Annotated in this window: 11 protein-coding genes and 1 pseudogene; 8 read left to right on the forward strand and 4 right to left on the reverse strand. The window is 68.2% G+C overall.

The genetic code is table 11. From position 1 onward, the window contains the following. Positions 1-30 precede the first annotated feature (30 nt). Positions 31-2886: a BTAD domain-containing putative transcriptional regulator gene (locus tag ERC79_RS19265; protein ID WP_131579997.1), complete on the forward strand. Its 2856-nt coding sequence runs from the start codon at positions 31-33 to the stop codon at positions 2884-2886. Between the two features lie 6 nt (positions 2887-2892). Here the strand turns inward: ERC79_RS19265 and ERC79_RS19270 are convergent, their stop codons facing one another. Both ERC79_RS19270 and ERC79_RS19275 read right to left on the reverse strand, forming a co-directional pair. Continuing rightward, positions 2893-3828 (reverse strand): hydroxymethylglutaryl-CoA lyase, encoded by a 936-nt coding sequence (locus tag ERC79_RS19270; RefSeq protein WP_131579998.1) that lies wholly within the window; start codon positions 3826-3828, stop codon positions 2893-2895. Next, positions 3825-5072: a CaiB/BaiF CoA-transferase family protein gene (locus ERC79_RS19275; RefSeq protein ID WP_131579999.1), complete on the reverse strand. Its 1248-nt coding sequence runs from the start codon at positions 5070-5072 to the stop codon at positions 3825-3827. The genes ERC79_RS19270 and ERC79_RS19275 overlap by 4 nt, the downstream gene beginning before the upstream one ends. Positions 5073-5175: 103 nt before the next feature. On the opposite strand from ERC79_RS19275, the pseudogene ERC79_RS19280 reads away from it, so the two are divergent. The 3 genes and pseudogenes from ERC79_RS19280 (at position 5176) to ERC79_RS19290 (ending at position 7712) form a co-directional block, all read left to right on the forward strand. Beyond that, a pseudogene (locus ERC79_RS19280) lies at positions 5176-6053 on the forward strand (SDR family NAD(P)-dependent oxidoreductase). A gap of 181 nt (positions 6054-6234) precedes the next feature. Further along, positions 6235-6435, forward strand: a complete 201-nt coding sequence (locus tag ERC79_RS19285) for a hypothetical protein (RefSeq protein WP_131580000.1) — start codon at positions 6235-6237, stop codon at positions 6433-6435. Positions 6436-6509: 74 nt separating this feature from the next. Continuing rightward, complete coding sequence (locus tag ERC79_RS19290; RefSeq protein ID WP_131580001.1) at positions 6510-7712, forward strand: hypothetical protein; 1203 nt, start codon at positions 6510-6512, stop codon at positions 7710-7712. Between the two features lie 228 nt (positions 7713-7940). On the opposite strand, the gene ERC79_RS19295 is transcribed toward ERC79_RS19290, so the two are convergent. Next, positions 7941-9080, reverse strand: a complete 1140-nt coding sequence (locus tag ERC79_RS19295; RefSeq protein ID WP_242676644.1) for a hypothetical protein — start codon at positions 9078-9080, stop codon at positions 7941-7943. Between the two features lie 305 nt (positions 9081-9385). Between ERC79_RS19295 and atzF the strand changes: the two genes are divergently transcribed. Beyond that, positions 9386-11104, forward strand: a complete 1719-nt coding sequence (gene atzF, locus ERC79_RS19300; RefSeq protein ID WP_131580002.1) for an allophanate hydrolase — start codon at positions 9386-9388, stop codon at positions 11102-11104. Beyond that, positions 11101-11781, forward strand: coding sequence for a GntR family transcriptional regulator (locus tag ERC79_RS19305; RefSeq protein WP_242676645.1), 681 nt, complete (start codon positions 11101-11103; stop codon positions 11779-11781). Before atzF ends, ERC79_RS19305 begins: the two co-directional genes overlap by 4 nt. Before the next feature lie 70 nt (positions 11782-11851). On the opposite strand, the gene ERC79_RS19310 is transcribed toward ERC79_RS19305, so the two are convergent. Beyond that, positions 11852-12133: a chorismate mutase gene (locus tag ERC79_RS19310; protein ID WP_131580004.1), complete on the reverse strand. Its 282-nt coding sequence runs from the start codon at positions 12131-12133 to the stop codon at positions 11852-11854. A gap of 133 nt (positions 12134-12266) precedes the next feature. Between ERC79_RS19310 and ERC79_RS19315 the strand changes: the two genes are divergently transcribed. Beyond that, on the forward strand, positions 12267-12731 hold the full coding sequence (locus ERC79_RS19315; protein ID WP_131580005.1) for a MarR family winged helix-turn-helix transcriptional regulator: 465 nt from the start codon (positions 12267-12269) through the stop codon (positions 12729-12731). Then, positions 12724-14517, forward strand: a complete 1794-nt coding sequence (locus ERC79_RS19320) for a long-chain fatty acid--CoA ligase (protein ID WP_131580006.1) — start codon at positions 12724-12726, stop codon at positions 14515-14517. Before ERC79_RS19315 ends, ERC79_RS19320 begins: the two co-directional genes overlap by 8 nt. The last annotated feature ends 72 nt before the right edge of the window (positions 14518-14589 follow it).

Raw genomic sequence — 14589 nt, forward strand, 5'->3', positions numbered from 1 at the left:
CGTCAGAAGGTAGCCCGAAGGGAGCGACCGATGGCGAACCGAATCGAGTTCGCGGTCCTGGGACCGCTGACCGCCCTGCGCGACGGCAAGCTGATCGTCCTCGACGAGCAGCCGCGGGCACTGCTTGCCGCGCTCCTGGTCGCTTTCCCTCATTCGGTGGACATCGAGCGGCTGCGGGCGCAGGTGCGACATACCGCCGAGGCTGCCTCCGGAAACGGGCAGCCCGACGGCCGGGGGACCGATCCACTCGAAGAGATGCTCGATGCGCTGCAGGAACGTCTGGGCAACGGTGTGCTGGTGCGTGAGGGCACGCGCTACCGCCTCGCGGTGGACCGAGAGGCGGTCGATTCGGCAAGGTTCGTCGACGAGGTCCGCACGGGCGAGGCAATGCGCAAGCGCGCTCCCGCCGCGGCCGCCGAGTCCTTCCGCAAGGGGCTGCGACTGTGGCGCGGAATCGCGTACGCGGGTATTCCGACGTCGGCGTTCACCGAGACGGTGTTCATCGAGACCGAGGTGGCGCGGCTGACGACGCTGCGATTCGATACGCGCCTTGCATTGGCGACGGCGCAGCTCGAGAGCAACTCGCCCGCAGCTGCGGCGGTCGAGGCGGAGGCGCTCGTCGCCGACCATCCCCTCGACGAGAGAGCGTGGGAGCTGCTGGTACTGGGACTGTGCCGATCGGGCCAGCAACCTCACGCGCTGGCCGCGATCCGACGCTGCCGGGCCATCATCGACGACCGGCTCGGCTGCGAGATCGGCGCGGGCCTGCGTCGGATCGAGACCGCGATCATGACGAACGACGGAGTGTATCTCGAGGCTGCGCGGGTATCGCCGCCGCCGAATGTGCTGGGATCCAATCTGCTCCAGCCGAGGACTCACCTGGTGGACCGCGAACGCGACGTGTCCACCGTCCTCGAACTGCTTGACGAGCATCGCCTCGTCACACTCGTCGGCCCCGGCGGGGTCGGGAAGACGCGCCTCGCCGTCGAGGTGTGCCGGCGGCACGACGATCCGGACGGGCCGTGGATCGTGGATCTGACCAAGGTCAGTGACGGGTCGCTGATCCCGTCGACGATCGCGACGCTGCTGCAGCTGCCCGGGGTGGGGTCGGCCGCGCACCTAGCCGAGGTGATGGCGGCCCGGGAGTGCGTCCTGGTGCTCGACAACTGTGAGCACGTCGCGGACTACACCGCCGACGTCTCCCGGGCGATCGTCGAGCACTGCCCCGGCGTGCACGTGGTCGTCACCGGAGCGGCCCCACTCGGAGTTACCGGAGAGGCCGTCTACAAGGTCGAACCCCTTCCGGTGGACGGAGCGGCGCTCGAGCTGTTCGCGGACCGGGCGTGCGGGGTGACCGCCGGCTGGCAGCTGGACAGAAAGAATCATGATGCGGTGCAATCGATCTGTAGCGAGGTGGGCGGGCTGCCGCTGGGGATCGAACTTGCCGCGGCACAACTGCGGTATCTGACCGAGGAGCAGATCGCGAAAGGTCTGGCCGACCGTTTCGCGTGGCAGCACGGACTCCCGTCGCCGGCCCTCGGGCTGCGCGGACGGCTGTGGGACACCATCGACTGGGTCAACCGTCTGCTGTCCGACGGGGAGGCGCGGCTGCTGCGCCGGGTGGCCGTGTTCGCCGGATCCTTCGATGCCGAGGGCGCCGCTGCCGTCTGCGTACGGGATTCGACTGCGGAGGTGTCGGTAGTCCTGACAGAGCTGGTGCGGCGGTCGCTCGTTCGGGTGGTTCCGGGATCGTCACCCACCCGATACCGGATGCTGGCGATCGTGCGGCAGTTCGCTCGTGAGCAGGCGGACGACGCCGAATCGATTGCGATGCGGACGGCGCACCGGAGCTTCGTGTTGAATCGGGTGGAATCGGTTGCAGCGCAGTTGCGCTCCGCCCGGGCCGGGCAGGTAATGGGTCTGCTCGCCACCGATCAGGCGGAACACCGAGGCGCGCTCGAGTCGGCGTTCGCGATGGACGACGCGCACTACGCACTCGCACTTGCGGGCGGACTGAGCTGGTTCTGGTATCGGACCGGCAACATCGGTGAGGGGCTCCTGTTCCTGCACACCGCCCTCGACCTGGTCGCTGGTGACTGGCGACCGCCGGAGCCGAGGGTCATGGCGCGCGCGCTCGACGGGTTGTCGTCGCTGACGTATCTTACCGGCGACGTGGCGACCGCGGAGGATGCGGTGCAGCGAGGTGCGGCGTTGTGGTCCTCGATCGGCGAGATCGGGGAGGCTGCACGCGACGAGGCGTGGCGCGCGCACTTCGTCGCAATTCAGGGTCGGCCCGTGGCGGCAGTTGAAATATGCCGTCATGCAGTACAACTGGCGGTCGAACACGATGCGTTGTGGGCGGAGGCGGAGGCGCGGTTGGTGCTCGGCATGCTGCTGCGCACTATCGACCGCACCGAGGACGCCCGGGAGGAGTTGCGTAGCGCAATCCGCGCCGGGGAGCGGTGCGGCCACCGATGGGCGGTGACGTCCTCGACGTGGGGGCTGATGAAAGTGGCGTCGGATGTCGGCGACACCGAGGGGGCGCTGTCCACGATGGGCATACTCCGTGCCGATCTCGAGGTGGAGGGTGACGTCATGTCGTGGCTGGTGATGGTCCACTCGACGGCCGCTGTGCTCGCTGCGGCCGGCCGGCCCACCGACGGTGCGGTGCTCATGGGTGCCGTTGACACCCTGGGCGCCCATGCGGGGTTCCTGCCGGCGTGGATCGACGTGGTGGACGGCCCGATCGAGTCTGCGGTGGTTCACGATGCCCTCGACGACGAGCAGTACGAGCAGTATGCGGCCGTGGGCGCGCACCTCACCCGTGAACAGGTCGATCGGTTGCTGGGGGAGCTGGTCGAGGGCCCGGTGAGCGAGTCTCGGTAGCGCGGATCAGTTTGCCGGCCGCACCCATTCGAACGCGCGGGCCTCGGATCGTGTGCCCTCGGCGGTCCGCGACCGGTTGGGCTCGCCCAGCTCCGTCAGCATCGGCATCGAGATGTCCACCAGTCCGGTGAGGGTCTGCGGGGTGAGCCAGTCCGGCCGGGTAGCGAACGCGATGTCCTCGCTGGAGGTATTGCCGCTTGCACCCGGCGCGAACGGGCAGCCGCCGAGCCCACCGAGGGAACCGTCGACCACGGTGGCGCCGGCCGTGATCGCGGCGAGCGTGTTGGCAACACCGAGCCCCCACGTGTCGTGGCCGTGGAAGACGATGCGCCGCTTCGGAGATTCCGCGGCGATTCGCGACACCAGTGCGGTCACCTGCGCCGGGACGGCCTGTCCGAGAGTGTCGGCGAGCACGATGTCGTCGGCCCCCACGGCCCGTTCGTCGTTCGCGATCGAAAGAACGCGATCCTCGGCGACCGTGCCTTCGAAGGGGCATGTGAACGATGTCGCTATGCACAGCTGGATCCGTCCGCCGACGGCCCGTGTCAGCTCGATCGCCGCGGGCATCGCGGCGAGGCTGTCGTCGGTCGACCGGCCGATGTTGGCGCGGTTGTGTGAGTCCGAAGCCGAGAAGCAGTACTGGAAGTTGCGGGCTCCAGCCGCCGCGGCCTTCTCGACATGCCGGGGAGTGGCTACCCACACCCAGCACCGGGCGAGTTCGTCGGGCGTCATGTCGGCGATCACCTCGAGCGTGTTCGCCATCGGCGGTACCAGGTCGGGGCGGGCCATCGACCCGATCTCGAGTTCGGGTACGCCGAGTGCGAGGAGTCCGCGTGCGATCTCGAGCTTGCGCTCGGTGGACAGCATCTTGCCGGTGAGCTGCAGTCCGTCGCGCAGCGTCACATCCCGTAGAACCGGTTGCGGCGCAAACGAATAGCTCATGATTCCTCCATAGTCGAGATGATCCGGTCGATCTCGGCATCGGGCTTGCCGAGTACCGTCGACAGAACCTCGCGGGTGTCGACGCCGAGATCGGGGCCGACGTGGTCGATCGGTAGCGACCTCTCGCCGATCACCGGCACGATTCCGGGGAAGCCGACCTCCCGCGGCTCGGCCCCGCCGGTATCGACGGTGAACGTCTGGATCATGTTGCGTGCCTTGTACTGCTCGTCTTCGCAGATGTCGGCGGCGGTGTAGATCGGCCCTGACGGCACGGCCGCCTCCTCCATGATGCGTAGCGTGTCCGCACGGGTGTGGCGGGACGTCCACTCGCCGATCGCGGCGTCGAGTTCGTCGCGGCGCTCCCACCTTCCGGCGTTGGTCTGCAGCTGCGGATCGGCGGCGAGGTCCGGCCGCTCGATCGTCTCCATGTATCGCTGGAAGATCGCGTCGGCGTTGCCCGAGATGATGATGCTCGTGCCGTCCTTGCACGGGTACGCGTTGGACGGGGCGATGCCCTCCATGCGTCCACCCACGCGTTCTCGCTTGACGCCGTAGGCCAGGTAGTCGGGGATCAGCGACTCCATCATCGACATGATCGACTCGTTGAGCGCGACGTCGATGGTCCGCTGCGACAGGGCGATCGGCTCACCTCGTCGCGACTGTCGCTGGAACAGGGCCATCACCGACCCGAATGCCGCATACAGTCCGGCGATCGAGTCGCCGATCGATACCCCCACGCGCACCGGCGGCCGGTCCGGATCGCCGACGAGTTCCCGAAATCCGCCGACCGCCTCTGCGACCGCGGCGAACCCCGGACGCTGGGACAGTGGGCCGGTTTGACCGAACGCGGAGATCCGGGTTATCACCAGATCCGGGTTCACCGCGTCCAGTTGCTCCGGACCGATGCCCCACTTCTCCAGGGTCCCGGGCCGGAAGTTCTCGAGCAACACGTCGCATTGCGCGGCCAGCTCGAGCACCAGGCGGCGGCCCTCTTCCGTCCGCAGGTCCAGCACGATCGATTTCTTGTTGCGATTGACGGTCCGGTACAGCATCGACGTCGTACCCGAGTACAGCCGCCAGTTGCGCAATTCGTCGCCCGTGCGCGGGCGCTCGACCTTGATCACCTCGGCGCCGAAGTCGGCGAGCAGTCGTCCGGCGGTGGGGGCGGCGATGTAGTTGCCGAGCTCGAGCACGCGCACGCCGTCGAGGGGGCGGTGGGGTCGGGTCGGGGAATCCTGCGTCATGTGTCGATTCTGGCAGCGAAGCTGCCCGTGCGTGTTTCGCGAGTCCCCACCCTCGCGAAACACGCACGGCCCCTACACTGCGGGTGCGGTTGCGCGACGACGGATGGAGTGCATGGTGGGGCTGAGTTCGGATCGAGTCGTGGTGGTCACCGGGGCGAGCCGCGGTGCCGGCAAGGGCATCGCGCTGGCCCTCGGGTCGACGGGTGCCAAGGTGTACGTCACCGGGCGTACACGGACCGAGGGCGACTCGCCACTGCCCGGCACGGTGTTCGCGACGGCGGACGAGATCACCCGCCGCGGCGGCGTCGGCGTGCCCGTGGTGGTCGATCACAGCGACGATGAGCAGGTTCAGGCGCTGTTCGATCAGGTGCGCCAGGAGAACGGCGGACGGCTCGACATCCTCGTCAACAATGCATTCGTGGTGCCGGACGCGCTGACGATGAGGGGCCCGTTCTGGGAGAGCCGCTGTCGCTGCTCGACCTGTTCGACGTCGGCATGCGGTCGAGCTACGTCTCCAGCTACTACGCCGCCCCGCTGCTCGCCGCCAATGGTGAGGGCCTTGTGGTGAACACGTCGTCCTTCGGTGGCACGTGCTATATGCACGGGCCCGCGTACGGCGCGGGCAAGGCCGCGGTGGACAAGATGGCGCACGACATGGCCGTCGACTTCCGCCCGTTCAATGTCGCTGCCGTCTCGATCTGGATGGGTCTGCTCAAGACCGAGCGCACGCTGGCCGGATTCGCTGCCAATCCCGGCGCGTACGAGGGCCTGGCCGCGACTGCGGAGTCCCCGGAGTTCACGGGCCGGGTCATCGATGCCCTCGCTCGCGACCCACAGTTGATGACGCGCACCGGTCAGGTCCTCGTCGGAGCGGAGATCGCGGAGGAACTCGGCGTCAGGGACACCGAAGGCCAGCAGCCACCGTCACACCGTCCGTTCCTGGGTAACCCGCCGGTGTTCAGCGACGCCGTCATCAACTGAATCCGGAGAATTCCCGGACGGAAACAGGTCGGTATCGGATTGATATCGGGTGGTAGGCCCCGTCGTGTCGCCCCGGGGTGGGCGCACGCTCGGGCTACGGTTCGCCTCGGACGTGAACACTGCGTCGCTGTCGTTGTCCGTGCATCCGAATCTGACGCGAAGGTCGTGTGAGGGAGCTGTCATGGGGTTCGCTGGTACCAAGTACGTTCTGCTGAGTCTCTTCCTGGCCGGTCTTGTCGGAGCCGGTATCGGGCTGTCCGAACTGCATGTCCATGTGACGGTGGCAGCCTTGATCGTGGCCGCGGTATCGGGGCTGCTGCTACTGCGCATCCGCGCCGAATCGCACGGTCGGATCGAGCCGCGGGGCCGGATCGCGGGCTGATCTTCAGGCTCGGCGCGGCGGCGCGGGCCCCCGGTTTCTGGGACAGTGGTGGGCAGCAGTCTCGAGGAGGCATGATGCCCGCACAGCAGGACCCGGCTGACGGCGTGACCGAACGCCGCGAGCACATCACGGAGCAGGTTCGCTGCTGGTGCGAACGCGCGCGACTCGACGGTAGACACCCGGAACTGTCCGACGCTGCCGCACTGCTTATCGCGGCGGGCCGAGTGGACGAGCTGACGCGGCAGGTGCTCGGCACCCGTCGCCGCGCCGGCCGGACGATCCCGACGGTCGGCGGCTTCGGGAAGCTCCGGCACCTGACCGACGAACAGGCGCGGATCGCGGCGAAGGCCGCGGCGATGCGGCTCGGCCCGATGCAGCTGGCGTACCGCTACCGCGCGGCCGAATTGGGCAAGCGCCTGCACACGCTGCACACCTGCCTCACGATGTCGACCGCGCACTACGGCGGCGGCGTGCGAGCGATTCGCCGCGAGCGCCGCGACGGGGTGCACCTCGATCCGCAGCAGCGGGACGCCTTGTTCGTGGCGTTGCAGCGCACACCGGCCCCGGTGCCTGCGCCGCATCGGCAGTTCGGCGAGGTCCGGTCCGCGGCGCTCGAGGTCCGCAACGCGGCGCTCGAAGGTGCAGCCCAGCGGGTCGCGCAGCTGTCCGAGCACACACGGGCGAAGGCCCTCGGGCGCCGCACCGCCGAGGCACTCGCAAGCGCGGTCGAGCCCGACGATGACCGCTTCATCGACCGGTACGACACGTTGCTGTTCCTCGCGGGCTCGCTGTACGACCGGATCGAGGGGTCCGCGGCCTGGCATTCCGGTCACTTCGTGGTCCAGCGCGCTCAGTTGGACCTGGCGGAAGAGTTGACGCAGATCGCGGTCGACACCGTCGCGTTGCGCGGGATACTCGACGAACTCGACGGTGCACTGGCCTCCACGCCGGCCGCACGCCAACACGTGTACAGCAGACAGAAGGCGCTCACACCGGTTTGGGACCAGCTTGTCGACCGGGTCGCGGCGCTCGCCCGCATCGGGGACCTGTTGTCGCAGGCGGAATTCCAACTGCGGGCCGTCGAATCCATGCGCTGGGCCACCAGTCTCGATTCGCGCATCGATGAGCTGATCGCGCGTTCGGGAAACCGTGAGCTCTCGGCCGAGAACACTCATCACGTGGGTGACCAGTTCGGTGAGGTCGAGGATCTGATGGGCACCTACCGTAGCGCGCTGGGCGGGGACATCGCCGCGCTCACCGCGCGCGGAGCGCAGTGAACGCGGCGTGGATCGGAATGGGCCGATATCCGTCGAGTTGCGTTGGCGTCAGGTGAGTTCGGAGACCGTGTCGAAGTTCGGCTCCGACGCTACAGGGTCTCGCATTACCCGGTAGAGCGACCAGCTGACCCGGTTGAGGATGCGATTACAGGGCCCGCCCGGGGAGCTCGCTTGAGCGCGGGCTCCCCATGGAACACTGATGTTCTGCTATCAGGCCGCCGCAACCCGTCAGAAGTCCTCGGGATCGTCGAACAGTGACGGCTGGACCGGGTCGTCGAACAGTTCCGTCTGCTCGGCCGTCGTGTCGCGCTCTGGTCCGAAGGCGTCCGGCACGACGGTCGCGTCGCCGTGGGGTTGTTCTCGTGACTTGGTGTCGGGCGCTGACGGATCGTCAGCAGGGACAGCCTGGGCGGGGGTGAAGTGCAGGCAGCCGCCGAAGTGGGCGGCGAACTCCTCGTCGACCCCGCTCAGGAAGTCCGACAGGTGCTCGACCATCTCGATCAGGTGCTGCGGTACGAACGGGTCGGCGAGCATGTCGATCATCACCCGCAGCCGGTCCTCGAACAGGGCGAACCGAAGGTACGGCCAGCGTCGGTTGAGGTCGGTGATCAGTTCCGACGCGCGGGTACGACCGCTGATGTCGCGCACCAGGGGCGCCCAGAGCTGAACCTCCGGTGTGCTTTCGTTGGCGATCACGAGGGCGAGAGCGGACCCGAACCGAAGAATGATGTCCCCGTCCGCGTCCACTTCGGGGGCGCGCCCGTGCAGATCGGTGAGGGTGAGTGCGATCAGCTCACGCAGGTGCGGTGTGTCGCGGGGCTGGATCGCGACATGCCGGTCCAGTGCAGGCCGTTCGGCTACGACAGATTCGGCCCGTTGCTGCCATTCGACGTCGAGATCGTCGCCGAACGATTGGGTGTCGAGGAATGCGGGGTGCGGCACGCCCCAGGTGTCACGGAAGACCGATACGGCCATTGCCGCGAGGCGGTCCGCCCACCGGGGGGCCTGCTCGACGAAGAATGCAGGCCCGTCGTCGACGTCTGGACCCGCTCCTAGTGGGTCACGCGCGGGGCGGGTCCAGCCGAGCTCCACCAACCGCTCGGCGTCGGCGCCTGTCAACCGTCGGTGCGGGGGAAGGAGAAGGTCATCGGGGATTTCGCATCGCACGACAATGCCGTCGGTGCCCACCGTCGACTGGCACTGCACAAACGGGACGCGGCCGTCGATGTCGTCGGATTCATAAGTGGATTCGAGGATCAGCTGATCCTCGGGCCCGATGGCTGCGATCCGATCGGCGAGGTGCGATCGGTAGCGGGCCCAGGCACGCTGGACCCCACGATCGAACTCACTGCTCTCCACATCGGACACACGGACCCCCAGTTGTCGAACCCCCGGGCGCGTTGGTGATGCGAACGCCGCGCCGGCCCGGACCTGCGCGGTACGGATACGGTAGCGCGCGGACCCGTCGGATCCGGAAACCATGGCGCGACGCCGTGCCCGAGGCGTGCGCCCGCTACGCCGCTTGCATGTCCGAGTTCGAGGGTGCAGCTCGCCGACACGAGAACGTCACGTCGTGTAGCGCGGCCGTAACAGGAGCTCACCTAGCGTATACGGCGAGGTATACGCCCCGGGTGCGCTGTGTGCCCGTCGACGCGAGGAAGCGGTATCCGACCATGACGACGTCTTTCGCCGGCACCCCCACCGACCGTGTCCGTGACGCATTCGCGCGGATCGCCGAATGTAACCGCGCCGAGGTGTGGATCACACTCCGGACGCCTGACGACGTCCTCGCCGATGCAGTGGAAGTGGAGCGGCGGGCCGACGCAGGTGAGCGGCTCCCGCTGGCCGGAACGGTTTTCGCGGTGAAGGACAACATCGATGTCGCGGGTCTGCCTACGACGGCCGCCTGTCCGGAGTTCGCCTATGTACCAGCGGAATCCGCGCCCGCGGTCGCCCGTCTCCAGGAGGCGGGTGCTGTGCTGCTGGGTAAGACCAACCTGGACCAGTTCGCAACCGGGTTGGTGGGCACACGCAGCCCGTACGGCGCGGTGCGGTCCGCGCTCCACCCGGATCGGGTTGCAGGTGGCTCCAGTTCCGGGTCGGGAGCAGTCGTCGGCCTGGGAATCGCAGACTTCGCGCTCGGCACCGACACCGCCGGTTCCGGACGAGTTCCGGCGGCGTTCAACGGAATCGTCGGGATGAAGCCGACGATCGGGCTGGTGCCGACCACCGGCGTGGTTCCGGCGTGCGCCGACTTCGACTGTGTGACGGTCCTCGCTCCCACTCTCGAGGTCGCGAGCCGGGCTATGTCCACCATGATCGGCCCGGACGGCCGCGATCCGCGCAGCCGTTCATGGCCCGCCGACGTGCGGCTTGCGGCGCCGCTGCAGCCTCGGGTGGGCGTGCCGCTGCCGAAGCAGCTCGACGTGCTCAGCGACAGTTACCGCAACAGCTTCGAGGCGACGGTGCGCCGCGCCGAGGAGGCGGGGATCGCGGTGGTGCCCGTCGACATCGCGCCGTTGCTTGCGGCCGCGACCCTGCTCTACGACGGGGCCCTCGTTGCCGAGCGTTTCGATGCCGTGGGCCGATTCGTCACCGGACGCCCGGACGCCCAGCTCGATCCCACCGTGGCCGACATCGTCCGCGGTGCGGAGAGCGAGCCTGCGCACCGATTCGTCCGGGACATGGGCGCACTGGCCTCGGCCCGCCTGTACAGCGACGGGTTGTTCGTCGACGTCGACGCGCTGCTGCTGCCCACGACGACCGAGCATCCGCTGCTCGCGGACGTGCTCGCCGAGCCGCTCACGATCAACCGCCGGCTCGGGACCTTCACCAACTTCTGCAACGTGCTGGACATGGCCGCGGTGGCAGTGCCGGCCGAGTCTGCGCCGGAGGAGGCGTTCGGGGTCATGATGGTGACCCCGGCATTCGGGGACCAGGTGGCTCTCGACATCGCCGCGCGGCTCGTCGGCGAGGAACCCGGCGTGCTCGCGCCGGACCAGGGAATTGCGCTGGCGGTCTTCGGTGCCCATCTGCGGGGCCAGCCGCTGCATCACCAGCTCGAGGATCTGGGCGCCCGCTTCGACCGCACGGTCGCCACCACGGTGGACTACCGCATGGTGCGGCTCCCGTCCGATCCACCCAAGCCGGGCGTGGTGCACGCTCCCGGCGCCGACGGGCGGGCACTGCCCGGCGAGCTCTACCGCATCTCCGCCGCCGGGCTGGGGCGGTTCCTCGCCGCGTTGCCGGCGCCGATGGCGCTGACGTCGACCACACTTAACGACGGCACCACCGCCGTCGGCTTCACATGCACGCCCGCGGCCGCGCTCGACGGGGTGGACATCACCGAGTTCGGTGGTTGGCTGGGATACCTCGAGGGTGCGCTCGCGTGACGGCCGACAGCCTGGCCGAGCGCGTGTACGTCGAGCTGCGGGAACAGATCATGAGCGGCGGTCTGCCCACTCACTCCCGTCTGGTGGAGGGCCGGCTGTGCGAGACGCTGGGGGTGTCGCGGACGCCGCTGCGAGAAGCTCTGGTGCGCCTGCACTCCGACGGCGTCGTCACTCGACGCGAGGACGGCTACTACCCGACCTTCCCGGATCTCGACAGCATCCGGGATCTGTACGAACTGCGGATCATCCTCGAGTTGCGGGGCATCGCCCGGCATCTCGAGGATGGGGATCTGGAGTTCGATCGGGGGATTCTCGAGGCGACGCGGGCGCGGTGGCTTGCGCTCGCGGCCGATCCGCCCGAGCCGTCGCCGGACATCGTCCAATTGGACCAGCAGTTCCACCTCGATGTGTCGACCGCTGCCGGCAATCCGGCCTTGACTCGCACATTGGCTACGGTCAACAGCCAGATCCGTTTGGTGCGGATGTACGACTACCGCACTCCCGAACGGGTCCGGGCGACCATCGACGAGCATCTGATGATCGTCGGGCAGATTCTCGACGGCGACCTCGGGCGCGCATTGTCGTCGCTGCACGCGCACGTCGGGGATTCCTTCGACGTGGTCGAGGCGCGTGCGGTCCAGGCAATCACGGCCCACGCGTTGCACGGCCGGTACTGAAATCCGAATCCGGCCCGTGACTGATGTCACGGGCCGGCGGAGTGCTTTCGGTGGGTCGGGAGCCCGGTGGTTACCGCGGGTGGGCGAGGCTCAGCCGGCTCAGAAGACGTCCGAGCACGGGGCCGTCGGAGCCCAGACCGTCGAATCGCTCGTGGGTTGCCGGACCCGTCGGAGACGTCGGTAACTCCACCGGAGCGAGCGTGCGGGCAAGGTCGGAGCGCCGGCGGACGGCAGCCAGGATCTGGGCATCCAGGGCGGCGATTTCCTGCTCGAGTCGGTCGAGTCGGTCTGCGTCGGCGTCCTGAGCCGATCCGGCGGTGTGGACGGCGATCGATTCGGTATGAACGGACACATCGTCTCCTCGGGTCTCGGTCCGGGCGCCGTGCTGATGCGCGGCTGCCCGTTATGTAGTCGCTTCCGCAGCCCGTACGTTACTTCCGGTATGCGGCGAGTGCAGGTTTGGTGGACTCGCGTAGAGTTGCACTGTGCAACAAGAAACGGCGGTCGACGAGGTTGCCGCAGTACACGCCGAGCTGGTTCAGCTGGCGCGTCAACTGGTGACCGGGGGCCGGGCGGCGGATGGTGCGCCGTCCTTCGCCCAGCACTCGGTTCTCTCCTATATCGGGCGTAACCCTGGTTGCCGGGCCACCGAGATCTCCGACGCGTTCGGGGTCAATCGCTCCACCGTGTCGCGGCAGCTGCGCGGCTGCGTCGACGCAGGCTGGGTCCTGGCCGACTCGGGTTCTGTGCGCGCGGGCCACCCACTGCAGCTGACCGGGCAGGGCATCGCAGTCGTCGCTGCCGCCGATCGGCGGCGCTTCGACGACGTACGGACCCGGGTCCAAGGTTGGTCGGCCACCGAGATTGCACAGTTCGCCCGTCTTCTGCACCGGTTCCGCACCGGCGCAGCCCCCACCGTCGCAATTGCTGGAGATGACACCCATGCGTGAATACGCCGCCGCAGCCCGGTTCGCCATCGGCGACGACGAGTCGATCGTCCGGACCGTGTTCGAGCATGCGCGACGCACGCCCGAGCTGGTCCTGTTCTCGCGTCCGCTGGGTGATCTCTGGGTGGACGTGACGGCCGCGGAGTTCGCGGCGCTGGTAACCGGGGTGGCCAAGGGGCTCGTCGCCACCGGGGTGCAGCCCGGCGACCGGGTGGCGCTGCTTGCGTCCACCCGATTCGAATGGACGCTGTTCGACTTCGCGATCTGGGCGGCCGGAGCCGTGTCCGTGCCGATCTACGACTCGTCCTCGCCCGAGCAGATCGGCTGGATCGCCGAGGACTCCGGTGCGGTACTCGCAATCGTGGAGACGCAGACCCACGCGGACGGATTCGACGGGACGCGCGCGTCGCTGGGGCGGATCCTGCAGATCGAGGACCGTGCGGTCGACAAGCTCGTCGTAGAGGGTGCGAGCCTCGACGACAAGGTCGTCCATGAACGGGTCGCCGCCGTACGCGCCGACGATCTGGCCTCGCTGGTGTACACCTCGGGCACCACGGGACGTCCCAAGGGCTGCATCCTCACCCACCGCAACTTTCTGTCCGAGGTTCGCGGCATCCTCGCGGGCTCGATCGGGGCTGTTGCCCGCCCCGGCAACCGGATGCTCACGTTCCTGCCCTTGGCTCACGTCCTCGCCCGCGCGGTCTCGCTCGCAATGTTCGAGGCCGGCGGTACCCAGGCGCACTGGTCGAACTTCGGCACCGTTGCCGGACAGTTCCAGCGGTTCGAGCCCAATGTCATCCTCGGTGTGCCTCGTGTCTTCGAGAAGGTTCGTGACAGCGCCGCGCACGCGGCCGATCAAGCCGGCTCGATCCCGAAGGCCGTCTTCGCATTCGCAGAGGCGACCGCCATCGCCTACAGCGAGTCCCTCGAGTCCGGCGGGCCGTCCCTGCTGCTGAAACTCCGACATGCCGTCGCGGATCGTCTGGTGTACGCAAAACTCCGGGCTGCGCTGGGTGGGCGATGCTGGTGGGCAATCTCGGGTGGCGGCGCGCTCATGCCCCGACTCGGCCACTTCTTTCGCGGCGCCGGCGTGCCGATCTACGAGGGTTACGGACTGACCGAGTCCACCGCCGCCCACTGCGTGAACATCCCGGGTGCGCAGAAGATGGGCACGGTCGGGCAGCCGATGAGCGGCAACGCCGTCCGGATCGCGGACGACGGTGAGATCGAGCTCAGTGGTGGCGTCGTGTTCGGTGGTTACTGGCGCAACGAGCAGGCCACCGCCGATTCGTTCCACGACGGGTGGCTGCGCACCGGCGACCTCGGTGAGCTGGACGGCGAGGGATTCCTCACCCTCACCGGGCGGAAGAAAGACCTGCTGGTCACGGCTGGCGGCAAGAACGTCTCGCCCGGACCGCTCGAGGACCGGCTGCGATCGAACGTGCTGATTTCACAGGCCGTCGTGGTGGGGGACGGGCGGCCCTACATCGCAGCATTGCTGACGCTCGATGCCGAGCCGTTCGCGCACTGGAAGTCCGTGCACGGTAAGCCTGTGTCCGCGACGGTCGAGGACTTGGCGGACGACCTCGATCTGCGGGCGGCACTGCAGGCCGTGGTGGATGATGCGAACTCGACCGTGTCGCACGCCGAAGCGATCAAGAAGTTCGTGTTGCTTCCGCGAGATCTCAGCGAGGCGAACGGCGAGCTCACGGCGACGCTCAAGATCAAGAGGAACGTGGTTGCCGAGAGGTTCGCCGATCAGATCGAAGCTCTCTACCGGGGCCACTGAAACCCGGGGGAACGTCCGGATTCGCCGAGTGCGGACAATTGCGTGAACGCTCAGTGGCGACGCGTTAATCTC

The organism is Rhodococcus sp. ABRD24 (assembly GCF_004328705.1).
In the GTDB taxonomy this organism is placed as follows: domain Bacteria; phylum Actinomycetota; class Actinomycetes; order Mycobacteriales; family Mycobacteriaceae; genus Prescottella.